The following is an 18,722-nucleotide window of genomic DNA, read 5'->3' on the forward strand; positions in this document are numbered from 1 at the left end:
TCCTTTTGTTGATTATGTTCTTGGCGAACAATCAACAGGATACGCCACCTAATTTATTTTTCACATACACCAGATTCGAGCATAACTCTTGCGCATTCTTCCAATAACCACAGGTATAATTCATATTACTGTCTAACATGGCTTTAAATAAGTCATTACCAAGATCATAATGTTTTCTTCCAACCTGTAAGGAGCGCCTTTTATTTTGAAAGTTGAAAATCCTCGATAGGAGTAATTTAAATGCAAAGCGGAAGTTAACTCTTAGTTTATTTTCAATGTTTGCCTCAACAATGCGAGTAATTAACATATCAATACGGGGGCAATCCCACCAACCTTCCATATAAGCTTCACCTAAACCCAAATCTGCATCATGCAAGACACGGGCATAAAACTGCTCATTATGAATTTGTGGATCCCAGAGTGCGTGGCCATTAATAGTAATGCCTGCCATTTGGAGAAGATCAGTAATCATTGCCCTAGCCAAATTTTTCTTCATGAAAATGATCCATTCAGTCCATTTATATGGATTAATTAATCAAGAATTAAGCCAATTTGACTCAAATAAACTGCTTGGCAAGCATTTGCAGTGTCTATTAGAATGGTAATTAAAAACAATGGGATTTTAAGGAGAGTATAAATAATTAGTGAGGCTATAAAGAAAGAGTAGTATCCTTGTCGCAGTTCGTCATTAAAAAGTGGATTCCTCTTGAGATGCTTTAGGCTTCTTAATACAGGTTAAGCTTGCACACCACATCTACAATCTGGCCTCCATAATTTGTCTTATTAGCCGGACAAGAAATACTACATCTTAGTTTTAAAGATAACTCAGTCATTCTGTAATTGCAAATGAGCAATTGTTAAATTATAGAAAACAATATCAATCGCTCCTCTATTCGAATAATTGTATCACGATGAAATCATTGAAAATCAAATGCTATTACCTGTCAATGATCCACTGCCTGAAGAGGTTCATTAAAAGAGCCAGAACAACCTCCTAGCAAGCTAAGAGAAAAGATCAATCACCTTGCTGGGCGGTTGTGCTGCTCATTAATCGCTTATTTATGGAGCATCGGTTATAGAAATGCTTCCAGTAACCCCCTGTGCCTGTATGGTTGGTACATACATGGATTCAGCAAAAACAGGAGGCACTTTATACGTTCCTATATTGGTCGCTTTGATGCGATAAACAAGCTCTTTAGCATTTTGATCGACATTCATAAAGAAAACTACCCGATCTTCTCGTATATCTGCATAGTCAACATTATCGGTACCTACAGAATCACGAATTACCTCAAAACCTCCTGGTAGCAGATCAACAACAGCAACATTACTCAAGTAACTATCATTTAAGGCTCTCAATTGAATATGAACCTCAATATCGCTACCTAATGTGGCACTGGTGATCACATTGCCTTCTAAATCGCGATACTCACGATAAATCTCCAAGCCCTGCTTGAGAGCTTCTTTTGACAGTTTTTTATCAAAACCAGCCTGGCTAAGCTGATAGAAATAAATTTGCTTACCAGGGCTATTAAAAGTAATTTGCTTCACATTTTCATCAATACTGACCTTTTGATAAGTATTATCAAGAGTAGTTAACGTTTTTTGTTGGTTATCATTAAAAATCTCGTTAATTGAGAAAGTAGCATGATTACTTGTTTGGTTAGCTTGCCCATAAGCACTCAATGCCAAACTTGTATAACCTGACAGGATAGTATTGATTTCATCGCTATTGATTGCCGTTACCAGCGGTTCTATCAACTTATTACCTACACTCACTAATCGCTCAGGGAAATGGCGGGCCACCAAGTACAAATATTGTGCATTAGCAATGTTTTGGTCATAAAAATCCGTCGCATCTGCTCTATTTTCTTGTGCTTTGTAACCTGTAATCAATCGCTCAGCTTCAGAGGCACTTTTCAATAACTGATAAGTTGCTGCCATATAAGCACTGCTGATATCTTGTCGCCATACCTCTTTATGATTTTGTTCCAAATAAATTTGCAGATTAGTTAAATAATTAGTGGTAACAATTTCATTACGCGTCAAAATATAAATAGCATAAGCCTGAATGCGTGCTACATCTAGACTGGTAGCATTTTGCGCAGCCAAATCTTTAAGGTAGGCAATCCCTGCACTAAACACTTCATTAGGTACACTATAACCCTGTGCTCTAGCCTCTGTGAGGAAATGCATTGCATAGACTGTTGAGAAATTATTACTACTATTCTCACCTAAGCCTGGCCAATAACTAAACGCCCCACTCGACATTTGCCGTTGTCCCAGCATTTGCACAGTTGTTAAAATTTTCTCCGTAATTGCTCGGGTATCATTGGCAAACCAGGATTGACCCGCCATCGCCAACAAAGGCATCGCCTTACTGGTTAATTGTTCCGTACATCCATAAGGGAAATCCTCTAAGTAACGTTGTAAGCCAAATACTAGAATTAAAGGACTACTAGAAATAGCTGCTTCTACTTTACGGTATTCAGGATAAAGAGAACGCTCCAGAACAAAGGATTTACTTGCACTCTGCGAACTACCGCTGATTAAGGAAGTAGTAAAATTACTTGCAGGCCGTACACTAAGGGTAGCATCCATACTACTAAATTTATCCCCAGTATTAGCAACCAGAGTCATTTTTGCAGACCCCAAAGAGGGTTTTGCCCGCAGTTTAAAACGAACGGTTTTCTCTTGCCCTTCACTAATTTGTACAGATTCAGTGGCTGAACCCACTATTTCTAGTTCCGGTGTAGTCTTTAATTGAACAGTAACATCAGCACTAGTACCAGAATTTTTCACATTATTAGCAACACTGGCTGTAATTTCGAACTCATCACCAGGCGTCACGAAAGTAGGTGTGTTTGGATTGATGACAAAATTACCACGAACCTCCGATTTCTTTTCAGCTGCACCGACAGAATCATTTGCAACAGCAACAGCCATTACTCTCAAAGCGCCATTGAAATAATCAGGGATTTGATAAACCAGCTGCCGTGGTGTTGAGTCGGTATCAACAATCCCTGACCAATATGCAACCGGCAGATCTGTTTTACGTTTGAAAGGATTGAGGTTAGAGGCCAAGAGCTCTTCTCCACCGTCACCTCCAACTGCAGAAAGCTCTCTCTCCATAATAAACTTCGGCAAAATCTGATCAACCGTTTGTTGAGTAACTACTTCCAGAGCTCGCTTTTGGAAAAAGAAAGCAAGTGGATCAGGTGTTTGATATCTGCCTACTTGTAAAATACCTTCATCAACAGCAAACACGATAATTTTACCGGGTTTATCACTTTTATATTGTATTGAGAACGGCTCACCTGGACGTGCCAATGCTGGTGTATTTAGATCAATATGAACAGCATGCTTCTCATGATCAACCTTGAATGGAATGACACTGTAGCTAAGAGGACTAATGAAAATATCCGGTGAATTCCAATCACGAACAAAAGCGACATTCACATAGCCATTACCTTGAAAATCGCTGGGAATATGAATTTTCTGTACGGAACTGGTCGTGTCAGCTTTAAACCATTGGACTGCATAAACCTTATCCCTCTCTATAGTGATTAGGCCAGCACCGGTATAGGGGGCTGTAATTTGCAACTCAATATCTTCATCCGCTTTATATTCTTCTTTATTTAATTTAACACTAAGCTCAGCATTTTTAGCTAACGGTAACTGACTAGCGCCTACAACACTAAATTTTAAACGACTCAACTCTGTATTGTTTTGATCGAGTATATTGATGGCAAAATCGCCGATCTGCTCGGTAGGTAAAACATAATGACTGCCCTGCTCATCAACAGTAAACGGCTTAGTACTGAGCACTGTTGTTTGAATAATGGATTGGTATTGATAAGTTCCATCTGATTTTTTAACCAGAGTAGACACAGGATGTAAGGCAACGAGTTGTATTTTTAAATCCTTAACCGCTTGTGGATTTAACTGCGGATTTACGGCAATGAAATTCACACTGCGTTGACTATTCTGCTTAATGTAAGCCAAATCACCATCTGGTTTATAACCAATAAAATAAGGGAGTGGGCTAACTAATGCGGTAGATTGTGTCGTGACACTACGACCACCTTCGGCTTCGAAGCCTTCCGCAAAAAAAGTTAGTTGATAAGTCGCCTTATCAAAACGCTCCAAATTCAAATCAAATTGTGCTTGACCTTTATCGTCTGTGGTTGTCGTAGCTAAGTTATCAGTAAATACTTTCGGCGGCTTGTTTGGATCAAGAAGCGGATCAGCAAACACGTAGTCAGGGTATTTATCAAATTGAACACGCTGAGGAGTTAACAAAATTTTTGCAGCTATTTTTCTATCAACTGCAGGCGCACCATACAAATTCCATAAACCTACTTTTGCAATAAGTCCCACAGGAGAAACCCAACCTTGTATAGGTTCTGGTGCTAGATGCGAATTGATACGCATGCGATCCGGTAAAAACTCAGCGACACGAACAGTTGTTGAGCCAAGCAGACTATCGGGATGGTTGTCCTTAACGATATAGAGATTGATCAAGTATTGCCCTGTTGGTGAGGTTGCATTCGTTTGAAAATCCAAACTTAAATACCCACTCGCATCCAACGTTAATTTTTGATCCTGGATTGTTGTTCCACGCGGATCAATGACTGTCGCCTGAAGAGGCAAACCAGCAGGCTGCGGTTGTGCATATATTTGTTTTACGATCATCCCTAAATGTACTTTATCACCAGGACGATAGATGCCACGATCTGAAAATAAATAAGCACTTAAACTATGTAATTCCTGGTTATTGTTATAGACACCACCAATATCGTAGCGTGAATAATTTAATTGGCGATTGTAGTTGGAGTAGGGAATAAAAGAAACATCGCTACCAAAACTGGCAAGATAAACAGTAGGCTCCTGGTCTTCAATAAAATCCTTCAGTCCTGGAAAATTGACTCGGCCTTGTACATCCGATGTACGCGTCAAAATAGGAAGACCATTTTTACCTAAAACGGTAACATTGGCATTAGCAACAGGCACACCTTGGGTAATCGATTGTACAAATACATCATGACTACCATCGTTGTTATCTTTGACCACCAACCCCAAATCAGTGATTAAAACCAATCGACTTGTTTTAACATCCAAAGGCTGTTGTAGAGCAATATCCCAGCCTGTAGCCTGCAAAAGGAATAATCCCTGTGGCCCCCCGGTATTCATTTCCGTGGAAAGATACTTGGTTAAATCCAAAGCGGTATATTGCTGTTTCGTTAAATCAGTCGCATCAAACTGCCTTATTTCAGAGAAAATTTCACTAATATTTTGTTGATTAAAGCTTTGATTAATAAAATAAGGGTTATTAAAATCACCCTGTGTTTGTGTAACCAACTGATTGACATTATCCGGCAGCACCCGCGCGATAGAAAACTTAACGGCAGGTAAACCGCGAATAGTAATCGACAATTTTTTATCACCACCTAAAGCGAGTAAAGCGCCCTTATGAAGAAAACTAATTTCCTTTGGATATTCAGGTACTTTAATAATCGCAGCATAATCATTCGTTAAAACAAAATCACCAAAAGCACGAGCACCTTTATCCAATTTAAGATAAATATAACGTGGAGTTTGAGCGTTAAATCTGTAACTATGCAAGGTCGCATAATTCCTGTCTGCTGGAAGAGCCTGCATAGGCAATGCGGTTGAAAGCGCCAAAATATTTGCCGTCACTTCTCCTGGATTTTGCCATTCATAATTTTTCTTTTCTTCTTCTGCTGCAGTAGCGGGATAGTTTTCTGGTAACAAATAAACATGTAAAGATTTATTAATTTCGGCGTCAGTAATCCCCAGGGTTGTTTCTACAGTTAACACTTGTTCTGGTCTATCCTGTTCGTTACGAATGATAGACGCAGAAGCTGCGCTGACTTTGAAATAAGCACCACTATCTGGAATTAAAAGATTTTGAGAAACAATCTCACTTGTCTCAGAGGAATCAGTTGCAGATTTAACGCCTTTATCAATAGTTAAGAGTAGATAACGCGATACCTCCGGCAGTGATAAGGTTTCAGAATGCAAATAAGCGGTACGCTTAAATTTGTCATACGTCACTGTAAATTTATATTTTTGCGCCCCTAAATCCAATCGCTCCTTTTTCAAGGCTTCAAGCATAAGAGAAATTTTACGCTCAAAACTGTCTGGATCAACGGGGAAATTGAAATTAATAGTGGCAATGGCTTGTCGAACTTTAGCATCAACAGGATCTTGATAAAACTTAAATTCAGTAATCTTGGCCTGGAAAGGCTCAGTAGAAAAAGAATAGTCAAAACGTTCCATTTTAGCTGCCGTCGCAAAAGCATGTTTGGCAAAATGAATATGGTAGGTTTGTCCTGCCGGCCAATCTTGATCCGGTGTAAATACCAAACGGCTATCATTCTCCCATCGCCATTTCCCTGGCATGGCAGGTGATAACTCAATGCCTTCAGGAACTTCTTTACCAATCAGTTGAAGTGGTGCCACCGATTGTGTAACAAAATTATCCTGCGCCTCTTTGAAACCAAAATCAATGATTAAGTTATCTGGAACAAGCGTTTCTTCCTCAGTCAGGGGTGTAATTTTAGGTGCTGTAATTGAGGCAGTTATCAGCTGAGGTTTTGGTTGATTTTGGTACCAGTAATAACCATAACCCAAACCAAGGAGTACAATACAAACAGCACTCACAATCCCCCAAAAATGTTTTGGGCTTGCAACAGCTTTACGCCGCAGGAAAGCCAGCCAAGGAGGACTACTCCAGTTGAATTTACCGAGTATAAGAGCAAAGAAAGAACCGATAGCGGCACCCAACTTAGTAAAGGGTTTTTTGTTCATATATAATCCAACTTGACAGGAAGGTATATTATGCCATAGGGTGGCTAACTATATTAGATAGTTGTCCAACTTTTTAACGCAATTTCACCACAATTTGATGTAATTAAAATGCAAAATTACACCGATCACCCTCTTCATGCTGTATAGTAGTCCTTACTATGAAGAAGTTTTTTAAAATCTCTAGCATAATACTAGTTTTTGTTTTTGTCAGTGGATGGACAATACTATTTTTTTCACCTAAACCCGCTTTATTAAGCGGGATCAGCTTTTCCACTGCAGTGTATGATGAACAACAGCATTTACTACGCCTGACTCTCAGTCGTGACGATAAATATCGCCTGTTTACTCCTTTAGATAAAATCTCCAAACAACTGGTTGCTGCCACATTATTACAAGAAGATCAGTATTACCGCTGGCATTATGGGATTAATCCTTTTGCGACGCTTAAAGCGGGTTGGCAAACCTATGTCATCAAATCGCGTCGAATTGGTGCCTCAACCATTACAATGCAAGTCGCTCGCCTTCGCTTTGGCATTAATTCAAAAAAATTCTCAGGAAAAATTTGGCAAATTATCCGCGCGCTACAACTGGAAATGCATTACAGCAAAGACGAAATTTTGGAAGCCTATTTAAACCTCGCCCCGTATGGCGGTAACGTTGAAGGAGTTGGTGCTGCAAGCTTAATTTATTTTGCTAAACCAGTTAAGAATCTTAGCTTACCAGAGGCATTAACTTTAAGTATTATTCCACAAAACCCGACTCAACGAACCTCTCAAAATAAAAATCTTAAGCAAATTCGCGATAAGCTTTTTAGCCGCTGGCTCACTCAACATCCTGAAGATGAAAATAAAAAATCGGCTATTGATTTGCCGTTAGCAATACAAAATGTCCATTCTTTACCGTTTGCTGCCCCTCACTTAGTTAATACAATCCTGAATACTACTCCCCCTAAGCAACAAGAGATAACAACTACCCTAGATATACGCTTACAAACTATTTTGGAGCGTATTACCCGGAATTATTTAGCACGGAAAAAAGGAGTCGGTGCTTTTAATGCGGCTATTTTATTAGTTGATAGCCGTGATATGAGCGTCAAGGGGTTGGTAGGTTCGGCCAATTTTTTTAATAAAGTGATTAGTGGACAAATTAATGGTACAGAAACCAAGCGGTCGCCGGGCTCTACTTTAAAACCTTTCATTTATGGTTTAGCACTTGATCAAGGCTTAATTCATCCTCATACCGTACTAAAAGATGTACCTCATAGTTTCAGCGGCTATAACCCGGAGAACTTTGATTATGAGTTTATGGGGCCCATCAAAGCCAAGGATGCTTTAATCCTTAGCCGTAATATCCCAGCCATTTATCTTGCCAGCCAGTTAAGGAATCCTACTCTACATGAGCTATTAGAAAAAGCGCAGGTTTCTAATTTGAAGTCAGAATCTTACTATGGCCTGGCTTTAAGTCTCGGTGGTGCTGAACTAACCATGCGTGAGCTCACCAGCTTATATGCCATGTTAGTGAATGATGGACTTTGGCATCCTTTGCGGATGCGAAAAGAGGAACCCATGCTTCCAGGTAAACGCTTACTCAGTCCAGAGGCAAGTTTCCTGGTATTAGATATGTTGAAAGATACTCCCAGACCTGAAGCTGCTTATGCACCAACTAATCATAAAACAGCAGTTGCATGGAAAACCGGAACCTCTTCAGGCTATCGAGATGCCTGGTCTGTAGGGATCTTCGGCCCCTATGTTTTAACAGTATGGATTGGCAATTTTGATAATAAAAGCAATCCTGCTTTTGTTGGAAAGAATATCGCAGCACCTTTATTTTTTGAACTGATTGATGCAATTAAGCATGAAAGAGGTCCTATACCAATTGTAGAAAAACATCCGGAAAGAATGCATCTAACTCAAGTTGAAGTTTGTAAAGCTTCCGGAATGTTACCTACCCGTTATTGCTACGATACAGAAATGACTTGGTTTATCCCAGGAAAATCTCCCATTAAATCCGATACTATTTACCGTGAGATTGCTATCGATAAAAATACTGGCTTGCGTACTTGTCATTTCGATGACAATACTCGTTTCGAAATCTATGAATTCTGGCCCTCGGATTTACTTAGAATCTTTAAACAAGCCGGTATTCAGCGTCGTACCCCCCCATTTTTTGATCCCAGTTGTTCGCCACAAGGGCATCCGGGTTTAAGCCCTCAGATTACATCACCTCAAACAGGTTTAAGTTATATCCTGCGCACTAATACATCCGAGAAAACCCAGATCCCGTTTATTGCAGTCACGGATGCCGGTATAGAAACACTGTATTGGTTTATTAATGAAACCTATTTGGCAAAAACCCGCGCCGACCAGCCTTTCTTATGGCAAGCCAAAGCAGGGAAATTTGTGGTCCGTGTAGTTGACGATCATGGCTTGTCAGATGCACGCGATATTGAAATTCAAATAAGCAATTAATGAGTTCAATATAAAAACAGGAGCTAATATTTTAAAGTGAAAATAGATCCTCTCCAAATAGATTTTGTTGTACATAGGAAGCAGTATCACTCACGGGATAAAACTGCACGCCTAATCCCAACAACCTGACAGCTTGATTCCTGTTAGCATGAATTTTTTGAAACAAATCTTTATAGCGTTTTAAAACGAGTTGTTCGCTTTTTATTTCGGCTGTTACCTGCTTGAAATCACTAAATTTTATTTTAATAAATTGCGCCTTAATTAACCGATTAGGCGCGGATGTTTGAATTCTTCTTGCAAGACTCGAATACAGGTGATGAATTATTTCAATACAATGCCCATAACTGTTAGTATCTTGTTCAAGTGTTGTTTCGACACTCAATGACTTCCTTATTCTATTAGGCTCAACCGGCCGATTATCAATACCTCGGGATTGGTTATACAGATGTACGCCAAATTTACCGAATTGCTGGGTCAGGAATGGCAAAGGCAAGTTTTGCGCATCAGCACAGGTCATAATGCCTAGTCTGTTCAGCTTTTGAGCTGTAATCTTACCGACCCCAAACAATTTGTTAATTGGTAATGGCTGAATAAAAGCCTCTACTTGTTCTGGGGCAATAACAAACAAACCATTTGGCTTATGCCAGGCACTCGCTATTTTCGCCAAAAATTTATTAGGCGCTACGCCTGCCGAAGCAGTAATTTTTTCCAACTGTAAGATTTTTCTTCGAATTGCCTGTGCTATCCAGGTCGCGCTACCTTGATAATCAACAGAATCAGTCACATCCAGATATGCTTCATCAAGTGATAAAGGCTCGACTAAATCAGTAAACTCACGAAAGATACGATTGATCTCTCTGGAAACCTGAACATACTTAGGCATATTAACTGGCAAAACGATAAGATCTGGGCAATAACGTAAAGCAATAGAAGTCGCCATAGCTGAATGAACACCATATTGGCGTGCGATGTAATTGCAGGTACAAAGAACACCGCGCTTTCCAGCTCCACCCACAGCCACTGGTTTACCTGCCAAAGCGGGGTTATCACGAACCTCTATGGCTGCATAAAAACAATCCATATCAACATGAATAATTTTTCTTGCTTTATTATTCTGCAGCGTTTTTATTGACATAGCAAAACCGCAAATTGTTAGGAAATTAATTACCACTGACAACGAGGTCAACCAGGAGTGAGTATAGCATTTATCGCTAAACCTCATTCACGCCTTCTGTAAAAATGAGATAAAGTGCTACTGTTAACATATAAATACAAAAGGATTGCCATGGATTTCAGCAATAAAAAAGTAATCGTTACGGGTGCAAATCGCAGTATAGGGAAAAGAATAGCATTGGCTTTTGCAGAAGAAGGTGCGGATATTGTCATCAGTTATCACAGTGATAATGCCGGAGCCAAAGAAACGGTTGAAGCAATTAAAGCCACCGGCCGTAGTGCATTGGCACTTTATGCCGACTTTTCAAAGATGGATAATATTCCATCTTTCGCTGAACAGGCTCTAATGCATTTAGGGCATGTTGATATCTTAATTAATAACGCAGGCATGTTATGCCGTGAAACCTTGTTTGAGCTGCCTCCAGAAAAAATGCAAGCAGTTTTCCAGGTTAACACCATTGCCCCCCTCTACTTATCCCAGTTGTGTGCAAAAGATATGGTCGATAAAAATACTAAAGGCTGTATTTTGAATATTTCCTCTATTAGCGGCAATGTAACCATGCCCAAAGGCATTGGCTATGGTTCGTCCAAAGCAGCCATGAACAAATGGACAAAACATGCGGCATTGAATCTGGCAGAACATGGAATTCGGGTTAATGCCATAGCTCCAGGGGTCATCGAAGCCGGTATGAATGAAAATACTGCGACAACTAATCCAGCCTTATGGGATTATTTCCTCAAAAATATCCCACTAAAAAGACCTGGTACACCAGAGGATGTAGCCAATATGGCTTTATTTCTTGCTTCAGAAAAAGCAGCCTGGATAACCGGTAAAATATTTGAAGTTGATGGTGGGCATGTTTTGTAAGGCCAAATAAAATCTTTAGGCACATAATGACTTGAATTATTTCATTTGACACCAAATTTTTCTTATTCAGCGCATCGCTTTTTGCAATTGCTGAAAATGCTTCAAAGGAGTACCCATATCGAATACTAGAAGTAACTTGGATATATTGGCCATCCTTTTAAGGATGGCTTACGAAAAAAACTAGATTATGCTAGGTCGCATGGCTCTAGTCTTATTAGGATTGTCCAGCGGCTGATAAGGCTGATGGCCATTAACAAAATCGTATAACCTGTCAAAATTTCCTTTCTTTGCCTGAAAAGAAAAAGGCCCCTTAATTTTATCTGCATCTTCTTGTAAAGAAACCCCATAAATATTATGGATTTTCATCAATAATTCACTATAAGGGATTTTATATAGAGGACTGGGGCCCTTTAAAGGAGCCGGAACATTGGGATCGGAGAGATAAACAAAAGGTCCGCCATCACAATTTTCTGCACCAACAATGAGAAGCGAATGACATCCCTCTTTTTCATCCATTGACTTACCAGCAGAGTAAATTTTATACGTATCACTCTCTACTTCTAGTTTACAGTTAGCACTATCAAATAATACACAAGGTTCCGTATAGATAACCTGAGGCCCAAATTCTTCAAGCGTTTCCATAAGTGCTTCTATGGGCTTGGTAGGATCCCAGTCCGACCCTTCTAATTGAAAACAAGACGCAGCCAGATTCAGTACTGCCTGATGATAGATAGGTGCCAGGAACTCAGGATTATCAAGATTAAGTCGCAACATACTACCGTAGTTGTCTCTGGAATTAACAACTGATTTTATACTCTCATTAACATAGTTATTAAGGACTTCTTGGGGTTCAAATGCCGTAATAAAACTTAAACTTGCGATAGTTTTTTGTGCAAGCTTAATAAGATCAATATTTGCCTTTTGAGTTAAAAATTCTTCGAAATCATCATACCCATAGTCATTGTCAATAAATTCCTGACAAATCTCTTTATATTGTTGAATTTGTTTTTGAGTTTCGACAGTATCTGAAGAGAATTTTTTAAATGCGGCCAAATTTTTTTCTAATTCTAATAAATAGTTTTTTACTTCATCCATAGTGATTTTTTTCAGATCGGAAGCAAGAAAATCACGTATTTCTTCTAATAGTAATTTACAAATTGGCTCATTAGAATCAATTTTATTAAGCCCACAACGGTACATGGAAAAAACCAATTCAATATTTCGATCCCTATTGGTTGTCGGATATTGATTACCAAAACGAAAGCGCAAAGGATTAAAGGCATATAAGCCACAGGTGTTGCCTTTTTGCGGTGCCTGGATACGATGAACCAGCGGAGCACCTACATATCTTTTCCCACGCTGAAGATCAATTAAGACAAAACTGGATGTTTTGACTAGAAATTTTGGCATCTTACTGCTCATTAAAAAAAATTGAGCAATTATATAGCCTATTTATTAACAGAATGTTAAAAACAAACTCTTTTCTGACAGTTAAATGTTACAAGTCGGTTCGGGCCCTGAATCAAGAAAGAACATGGCACTTTCTTCAGTTTCTCAGTAGTTCAGTGCGTTTATTTGTTTTGCTGGCGTTTATACCACATTAAAGTACCACCAATTACAGCTGCTGGCATAATTAAAATATTTAAAAAAGGTATAAAACTCAAGAGACTGATTATAAAACCAAATCCCATAGAAAAACGTTTACTCCTCTTTATTTCCTTGCGCATGGTACTAAAATCCACCAAATTATTATCCATAGCGAAATCCTGATACTGCATACTTAACATCCAGGCATTAAAAATAAACCATAGAAAAGGCAAAAAAGGATGAAGCGGTGGAATCAAAAATAATAGGCACAAACCAATAAAACGAGGTAAATAGTAATAAATAAATTGCCCCTGCCGTTTTATACTCTGCACCACCATCGTACCGAACGGCCTTTCAGGGACAGCTATGCCATATAATAAATTTTGCGCTCTTTCCGATAATAAACCATTAAACGGCGCGGCAAATACATTAGCCACTACTGAAAAAGTGGATAAAAAAAGTAGCACAAATAACAAAAAAAATAATAGAGTAAAGACACTACTAAGAAAACTAAGCCAATGAGGCAATTGCTTAATATAATAATCGGTAAATGCAAATAAATAGTGATAACTTAAATAAGCGATACTGCCATAGAGTAAAAAATTAAACAGTAGCGGTAATACTACAAAACGCCTTAATCCTTGTTGGTTTAGTGCTTTTAATCCAAGAAAAAAACAGGATATTCCTGTCAAAAAAGGTTTCATCACTTCTGCCACCCATTCTATAAATCTTAGACAGATTAAACTAGCTGTTAATCCTCATTTAAGCAATTGATAGTCCCTGCGGCTTGCAAGATTTTATTACCTAACTCATCTTCAAAACCAAAATTACACATATTTTTTATACGTTGCGGAAAAAGTATACCGTCGAGATGATCACATTCATGCTGCACGACTCTGGCATGAAAGCCCTCTACTGTTCGAGTGATTTTCTTACCATGTAAATCGTATCCACTATACATAATTCTATAAGCACGAGGAACTAAACCACGCAATCCTGGAACGCTCAAACAGCCCTCCCAGCTTTCAACACTTTCTTCGGTAAGGATCTTGTAACTTGGATTAATCAGAATGGTAAAAGGGATGGGTTTTTCATTAGGGTAACGCTCATTTTTTTCAAAGCCGAACATGATAATTCTTTTATTCCAACCAATTTGGGGCGCCGCAATACCAACGCCTTTTTTTGCTTTCATCGTATCCAGCATATCTTCAATCAGTGGTGGAATTTCAAGGCTATGAAAATCATCGACCGGTAATGAAGGTGTCGATAACTGCTTATTACCCATTTTCACAATAGATTGCTCAGTCATCCCTAAAATCCTGTTTGTTAAAAATTCACTTCCAATGCGATATCATAATGCATAATGGGTACAACTCTACGCAGTACGTTATCATGATCTGTCACTTGGTGCGGGAAAAATTGATACTACAATACGACTCCTGCAAAGACCACCCTTTTTCAATTTCATCTTCACCCAACTTTCGAACCCAGCCTGGTTTATGCTACAGTCATTTCTCGTTAAATAAACCATTTCTATGATGTTTTTAGGGAGAGCAGGATGAAGCAATTCGTATTAGCCAGCCTTTTTATCCTGAGTACACTCCTTATTCAGCCAGTCAAAGCAAAAGCACTTTCACCAGCCGAAGCGCAGATTAGTGGCTATATTCTTACCCAACGTGAAAATCAACTTAATTTGTTGGAAAAGCTTGTCAATATTAACAGCGGTACAGAGAACATCGCAGGAATTAAAGAAGTGGGAAATAGTTTAATCCCCCTATTTACTCAGCTTGGTTTTACAACACAATGGATTGATACTCCTCCGACAATGCATCGTGCAGGTACCTTAATTGCCCAACATAAAGGTCATAAAGGTAAGCGATTATTGTTAATTGGCCATATGGATACCGTCTTTCCAATTAACAGCCCTTTACAAAAATTTATTCGTCAGGGTGATCTTGCAACAGGGCCAGGGGTCATCGATGATAAAGGTGGTGTTGTTGTCATTCTTTATGCCTTACAGGCGCTTCATCAAGCACATGCTTTAGACGATGCCACAATCACTGTTATTTTAACAGGTGATGAAGAGGACTCGGGCAAACCAACCTCCATTTCAAGAAAAGCCCTGGTAGACGCAGCGCAGAACAGTGACATTGCCCTTGATTTTGAGTGGGCTATTACTAATGATACCGCCACCATCGCTCGGCGAGGAATAAGTAACTGGCTCATTAAGACACAAGGTAAAGAAGCGCACTCCTCAGAAATTTTTCAGGAAAAAGCTGGTGATGGCGCAATATTTGAATTAGCCCGTATTCTGCATCAGATGAGAATTCAACTCTCTTCCGAACGGTATCTTTCATTCAATCCCGGTTTAATTTTAGGTGGAACAACAACAAGCTATGATGTACATCAATCAGCAGGCAACGCTTTTGGCAAAACCAATGTCATTGCCAAAACAGCGATGGCCAAAGGAGATTTACGTTTTCTCTCCACTGCGCAAAAGGAGAATGCTGAAAAAAGAATAATCGCTATCGTCAACCAACACCTGCCTGTAACCAACGCCTCTGTTGCTTTTGAAGAGGGTATTCCGGCCATGCCGCCAACCCCACAAAACTTGCAGCTTCTGCAGTTATACAGTAAGGCGAGTACTGCTTTGGGTTATGGAGCAATCAAGCCCCTCGATCCGGGCCTGCGAGGAGCTGGGGATATTTCTTACATTGCCTCTTTGGTCTCCGCTAATTTGGCGGGTTTGGGTCCCGTTGGCACAGGCGCCCACTCTATTAACGAAACATTGAATGTTTCTTCATTGTCGATGCAAACACAACGCGCAGCACTACTTATGTATCACTTAATTAGTTAAGCACCAGGGCCTGTTAGATTTCGCCAGATTGGGTCGATTGACTTACCAATCATCGCAGCAGAGTTTATATGGTAGTAAATGACCAGTGAAGCGCAGGAAATTTCAATGCTTTTCGGCCAAATGTCAAAAGCCCTTAAAGACCGGACCAACTAATAGATGCAAGGGCCAATGAATTTTACGTTGTTTTTGTGAATCCCCCCACGCACTTTCAAGTTTTTTAAAAACAAGATTAATCGGATTACTTTGCTCACGCTTTTGGTATTCTTTTACTGCTGACCAGGTATTCAAATAGCCAATCAACTGGGAAAAATCCATATTTTTTTCAATAACAAAAGTCGGTGTAGTGAATTTTTCAAAAGGAAAGGGAATGGTGCGGTATTCATCATCAATAAAACGGCGCTCTTTGGGCCAATACTCATCGCCTAAAACTGTTTCATAAAGCTCTCTGATACCTTCATCAAGTGCTGTAATATCAAACTTCCCCAGTGAGTAGCACCAAGCAGCAATAATTGCTTCAGGCTTACTAACTCGACGGACTTCCTTATAGAACAAATCAAAGTTAAACCAATGCAACGCTTGTGCAATTGTAATTAAATCAATCGAGTTGGCAAGAATTGGAGTATTTTCCGCAGGACAATTTAGGTAACCGATTGCTTGCGGTCGCGGTGCAACATCTAACTGCGCCTGATTAACATCAGTCGCGATAATTTCTTCAAAATAGTTGGTTAACGCAACAGCAGCTTGTCCGTTACCCGTTCCACAGTCCCAAGCACAATTATGAGACTTAGCCAGGGAAGATAAATATTGATACAAAGAATTTGGATAATTAGGTCGAAAATTTAAATAATCAGCAGTCTGCTGGTTAAAATGCTTGATATAATCCATATTAAAAGCCTCCTTGCTATTATACTTTACCTCGCTGATAGGCTTGGTGCTGAGGTTCGAGACTCTCCTTTACTCTACCTTCTTCGAGCGGATGTAACCCAATTTTCCCCATTATAGCTACTGTTTCCTTGATATCATAAATCTTGGCTTTGGTCGCTTTAACTGTTATCACTGCCTGTGGATGACTAAGACCGCGCTCCAAAACTTCTCTCTTAGATAACCTAGAGTCATCCTCTCTAAATTCCACACGCCCTTTATCCATTTCTGGTAAAAAAGGTTTATTCTTTAAAATACACCGTTTAGCATGGTAATACGAATTCAATTGTTCGTAAGTAAACTCCGCCTCTATTTTTTGAGTTTCGGAATACATATTCATCAAATCATTCCTTGGTAACTTTGGATCGTGACACAAAGGTGCTTGAACTTCGTTCCAACCAAAGATAATTTGAATCGCTGAACCTAATCGATGTACAAGATAGATTGCCAGAGGAACAGCAGCCAGAATATATAAAGCCGTGGAAGCTGCTATCAGCGGAATCAAGGTGGGCATAATAACAGGAGCTGCTGCTTCCCAAACCGTAGCAGCCAGACCCAGGGTAAAAAATAACTTTGTTACTAAAGACTGGTGATTTAACCAACTAAAAAATTGACTAAAATCAGAATCTTTTTTACCACTAACCTTATCCAGTAAAAAAGCCAAGGACTTATCGACTAAAAAAGCGGTCATGACACTAGAAACAACAATATTCAACATCAACAAGGTTTGAGCTGTCAACGCAGGGATAATCAATGCCAAAGCAAATGCAGGCTGCGAAGAAAATAGCAAGGCAAAAGCAACTGTCAAAGTGAGCTGCATCTTATGGCTTAAAATATAACGTAATATAGGCAGAACTATGTAATAAAAAGGAACTGCCACTGTGTAATAAAATAAACTTCTCAACATTGTATAAAGGATGAAATTACGTTTACTGCGCGCCGCATTATCGGCTTTCGTATCCACTCCGAGGAATTCCGTTTTTGCAAGGCCCGCGTAGTTCATAGCATGAGCAGCCAGGGCATTAGGACCCTCTCTGTCTTCTGGTGGAGTAACTTCAACGATATCCCAGTCTTCTTTCCAAACACCAAAAGGAGACACGGGATCCCCCTTATTTTTTTGAACACAGACCGAAGGTTTGTCTGTTATTTGATCCCAACGATCAAAACGGCTTTTTCGCCAAGGAAGATAAAGTCCTGCAGGATTTAATACGACAACACGCGACAGCTTGTCTCCCAGATGAATAGCCAGGAGTCCTGCTAAAGCCCCTCCCAGGCTAATGCCACAAACATGCGCTTTCTGCTGCTGTTTATCCAGCCATTCGGTAATTTTTTTATACCCGCTGCGATAAAGTTTTTTTCCAGCAGTTTCAAAAGCCTCCATATCCGTCTTGATTTGCGAGAAAAACCCCTGGCCAGCTGGATAGGTAGTTCCCATAAAAATTAAATGGGGCTCCGCGTCAGAGCGGTTAATGGGCTCCAGACCATAAGCGAAAACTCTATCCTCATCTCTGATAAATAAGGCCTTAAAACCCTTCGTTGGTGTTAATTCAATAGGAACTACTTTATAGTCTACTAATTGCCAGCTGTTATTAATCCATTGTGGTATGGAGATAGACTCATAAGGATTAATATCACCATAAGGCAAGAGTGATAAACAATTGCTAAGAAATAATTGTGCCTGTTTAAATTGCAAGGGATTGCTTTCTGGCGACACGTTGGCATCCTGTAACTGAGTACAAACGTGTTGAAATCCTTCTTGAAAAGCTAATCGCATGCCGCGCATTAACTCTGGATCGCGCCTTAGAAATACGGCTTTAATGACTTGTAAAGAAAGAAGATCTTCCCAGCCATTCTGCCAACCCATCATTAATAGACGTAAGGCATTTCTGGCAATAATATTTGCTTGTTCCTGCGAAGTGCGTCCATCAGCCGATTTTTCAAAATTGGCTGACGCAAAAAATGGTATATCCAAGCCGCCAGCATACACATCGCCTTTACCCATATGATCTTACCT

At 39.6% G+C, this 18,722-nt stretch carries 11 protein-coding genes and 1 other RNA gene; 3 read left to right on the plus strand and 9 right to left on the minus strand.

Annotated features, from left to right (window positions below):
- Positions 1–31: 31 nt before the first annotated feature.
- From Lfee_RS06410 to Lfee_RS06415, 3 genes are all read right to left on the minus strand, one after another.
- Positions 32–496 (minus strand): class I SAM-dependent methyltransferase, encoded by a 465-nt coding sequence (locus tag Lfee_RS06410; protein ID WP_058445042.1) that lies wholly within the window; start codon positions 494–496, stop codon positions 32–34.
- Between the two features lie 187 nt (positions 497–683).
- Positions 684–787, minus strand: a non-coding RNA gene (ssrS, locus tag Lfee_RS17940) — 6S RNA.
- Positions 788–1,059: 272 nt separating this feature from the next.
- A complete protein-coding gene (locus tag Lfee_RS06415) occupies positions 1,060–6,834 on the minus strand; it encodes an alpha-2-macroglobulin (protein ID WP_058445044.1) in 5,775 nt (1,924 codons plus the stop codon).
- Between the two features lie 158 nt (positions 6,835–6,992).
- On the opposite strand from Lfee_RS06415, the gene pbpC reads away from it, so the two are divergent.
- Positions 6,993–9,302: a penicillin-binding protein 1C gene (gene pbpC / locus Lfee_RS06420; protein WP_058445046.1), complete on the plus strand. Its 2,310-nt coding sequence runs from the start codon at positions 6,993–6,995 to the stop codon at positions 9,300–9,302.
- Between the two features lie 31 nt (positions 9,303–9,333).
- Here pbpC and dinB read toward each other — a convergent pair whose 3' ends face one another.
- Positions 9,334–10,437: a DNA polymerase IV gene (dinB, locus tag Lfee_RS06425; RefSeq protein WP_058445074.1), complete on the minus strand. Its 1,104-nt coding sequence runs from the start codon at positions 10,435–10,437 to the stop codon at positions 9,334–9,336.
- A 150-nt stretch (positions 10,438–10,587) separates the two neighbouring features.
- Here dinB and Lfee_RS06430 point away from each other — a divergent pair, with 150 nt between their 5' ends.
- Complete coding sequence (locus tag Lfee_RS06430) at positions 10,588–11,343, plus strand: SDR family NAD(P)-dependent oxidoreductase (protein WP_058445048.1); 756 nt, start codon at positions 10,588–10,590, stop codon at positions 11,341–11,343.
- Positions 11,344–11,523: 180 nt separating this feature from the next.
- On the opposite strand, the gene Lfee_RS06435 is transcribed toward Lfee_RS06430, so the two are convergent.
- From Lfee_RS06435 to def, 3 genes are all read right to left on the minus strand, one after another.
- Complete coding sequence (locus Lfee_RS06435; RefSeq protein WP_058445050.1) at positions 11,524–12,753, minus strand: hypothetical protein; 1,230 nt, start codon at positions 12,751–12,753, stop codon at positions 11,524–11,526.
- A gap of 161 nt (positions 12,754–12,914) precedes the next feature.
- Positions 12,915–13,634 (minus strand): sulfate transporter CysZ, encoded by a 720-nt coding sequence (cysZ, locus tag Lfee_RS06440; RefSeq protein ID WP_058445052.1) that lies wholly within the window; start codon positions 13,632–13,634, stop codon positions 12,915–12,917.
- Between the two features lie 47 nt (positions 13,635–13,681).
- Positions 13,682–14,239, minus strand: coding sequence for a peptide deformylase (gene def / locus Lfee_RS06445; RefSeq protein ID WP_058445054.1), 558 nt, complete (start codon positions 14,237–14,239; stop codon positions 13,682–13,684).
- A 249-nt stretch (positions 14,240–14,488) separates the two neighbouring features.
- Here def and Lfee_RS06450 point away from each other — a divergent pair, with 249 nt between their 5' ends.
- Entirely contained in the window at positions 14,489–15,787 is a 1,299-nt protein-coding gene (locus Lfee_RS06450) for a M20 family metallopeptidase (RefSeq protein ID WP_058445056.1), read from the plus strand.
- Positions 15,788–15,910: 123 nt separating this feature from the next.
- Here the strand turns inward: Lfee_RS06450 and Lfee_RS06455 are convergent, their stop codons facing one another.
- Complete coding sequence (locus Lfee_RS06455; RefSeq protein WP_058445058.1) at positions 15,911–16,672, minus strand: class I SAM-dependent methyltransferase; 762 nt, start codon at positions 16,670–16,672, stop codon at positions 15,911–15,913.
- A 19-nt stretch (positions 16,673–16,691) separates the two neighbouring features.
- Complete coding sequence (locus Lfee_RS06460; protein WP_058445060.1) at positions 16,692–18,710, minus strand: hypothetical protein; 2,019 nt, start codon at positions 18,708–18,710, stop codon at positions 16,692–16,694.
- Positions 18,711–18,722 lie beyond the last annotated feature (12 nt).

The sequence above is a fragment of the Legionella feeleii genome, assembly GCF_001467625.1.
Lineage (GTDB): Bacteria > Pseudomonadota > Gammaproteobacteria > Legionellales > Legionellaceae > Tatlockia > Tatlockia feeleii.